Annotated in this window: 2 protein-coding genes; both read left to right on the top strand. The window is 62.6% G+C overall.

Annotated features, from left to right (window positions below; all coding sequences use genetic code 11):
• The first annotated feature begins 13 nt into the window (after window positions 1-13).
• Entirely contained in the window at window positions 14-1141 is a 1128-nt protein-coding gene (locus D6877_RS08835) for an acyl-CoA dehydrogenase (RefSeq protein WP_130910508.1), read from the top strand.
• Between the two features lie 15 nt (window positions 1142-1156).
• A partial coding sequence (locus D6877_RS08830; RefSeq protein ID WP_130910545.1) for an enoyl-CoA hydratase occupies window positions 1157-1917 on the top strand: 761 nt, incomplete at its 3' end.

Below are 1917 nucleotides of genomic sequence, written 5' to 3'. Positions count from 1 at the left end.
TCAAGGAATCACCATGATCCCCAACGAAGACCAAACCCAGATCCGCGACATGGCCCGGCAGTTTGCCGAGGAACGGCTCAAGCCGTTCGCCGCCGAGTGGGATCGCGAGCACCGTTTCCCCAGGGAAGCCATCGCCGAGATGGCCGAGCTGGGCTTTTTCGGCATGCTCGTGCCGGAGCAGTGGGGCGGCTGTGACACCGGCTACCTGGCCTACGCCATGGCCCTGGAAGAAATCGCCGCTGGCGACGGTGCCTGCTCGACGATCATGAGCGTGCACAACTCGGTCGGCTGTGTGCCGATTCTCAAGTTCGGCAATGACGACCAGCGCGAGCGCTTCCTCAAACCATTGGCCAGCGGCGCCATGCTCGGCGCCTTCGCGCTGACCGAACCGCAGGCCGGTTCCGATGCCAGCAGCCTGAAAACCCGCGCGCGGCTGGAAGGCGATCACTACGTTTTGAACGGCTGCAAACAGTTCATCACCTCCGGGCAGAACGCCGGCATCGTGATCGTGTTTGCCGTGACTGACCCGAGCGCCGGCAAACGCGGGATAAGCGCGTTTATCGTGCCGACCGACTCGCCCGGCTACAAAGTCGCGCGGGTCGAAGACAAACTCGGCCAGCACGCCTCCGACACCTGCCAGATTCTCTTCGAAGATGTGAAAGTGCCGGTCGCCAACCGCCTTGGCGAGGAGGGCGAGGGCTACAAGATTGCCTTGGCCAACCTCGAAGGCGGCCGCGTCGGTATCGCCTCACAAGCCGTCGGCATGGCCCGCGCTGCGTTCGAGGCCGCCCGTGATTACGCCCGTGAGCGTGACACCTTCGGCAAGCCGATCATCGAGCATCAGGCCGTGGCGTTCCGCCTGGCGGACATGGCCACGCAAATTGCCGTCGCCCGGCAGATGGTGCATTACGCCGCAGCCTTGCGCGATAGCGGCCAACCGGCGCTGGTCGAGGCGTCGATGGCCAAGCTGTTCGCCTCGGAAATGGCCGAGAAGGTCTGTTCCATGGCCTTGCAAACCCTCGGCGGTTACGGTTACCTCAACGACTTCCCGCTGGAACGCATCTACCGCGACGTGCGCGTCTGCCAGATCTACGAAGGCACCAGCGACATTCAGCGCATGGTCATTTCGCGCAATCTCTGACAAGGAATTTTATTCATGACTTACGAAACGATTCTGCTGGAAACCCGCGACCGCGTCGGCCTGATCACCCTCAACCGGCCGCAGGCGCTGAACGCGCTGAATGCGCAACTGGTCAGCGAAGTGAACCACGCCCTCGATACGCTGGAAGCCGATGCGCACATTGGCTGCATCGTCTTCACCGGTTCGAAAAAAGCTTTTGCCGCCGGCGCCGACATCAAGGAAATGGCTGAGCTGACCTATCCGCAGATCTACATGGACGACCTGTTCAGCGACAGCGATCGAGTGGCCAACCGACGCAAGCCGATCATCGCCGCGGTCAATGGTTTCGCCCTCGGCGGCGGCTGTGAACTGGCACTGATGTGCGACTTCATCCTGGCTGGCGACAACGCCAGATTCGGGCAGCCGGAAATCAACCTCGGCGTGCTGCCGGGCATGGGCGGCACCCAGCGCCTGACCCGCGCGGTGGGCAAGGCGAAGGCCATGGAAATGTGCCTGAGCGGGCGCATGATCGACGCCGTGGAAGCCGAGCGCTGCGGCATCGTCGCGCGGATCGTGCCGAGCGATGAGCTGCTTGATGAGGCGCTGAAAGTTGCAGCGGTGATCGCCGGCAAGTCATTGCCGATTGCGATGATGATCAAGGAGAGCGTGAATCGGGCGTTCGAGGTCAACCTGACCGAGGGCGTGCGTTTCGAGCGGCGGGTGTTCCATGCCGCGTTTGCGACGCAGGATCAGAAGGAAGGGATGGCGGCGTTTATTGCCAAGCGTGAGGCTGCATT

Origin of the sequence: Pseudomonas sp. Sample_9 (assembly GCF_004307535.1) — a bacterium.
GTDB lineage: Bacteria > Pseudomonadota > Gammaproteobacteria > Pseudomonadales > Pseudomonadaceae > Aquipseudomonas > Aquipseudomonas mercuritolerans.
Note: the sequence above shows the minus strand (reverse complement) of the source record. Positions and strands in the feature narration are given on the sequence as shown.

Bases quoted from the DNA above. Each gene is read 5' to 3' on its own strand.
- D6877_RS08835 (WP_130910508.1), top strand. From the start codon at position 14: ATGATCCCCAACGAAGACCAAACCCAGATCCGCGACATGGCCCGGCAG.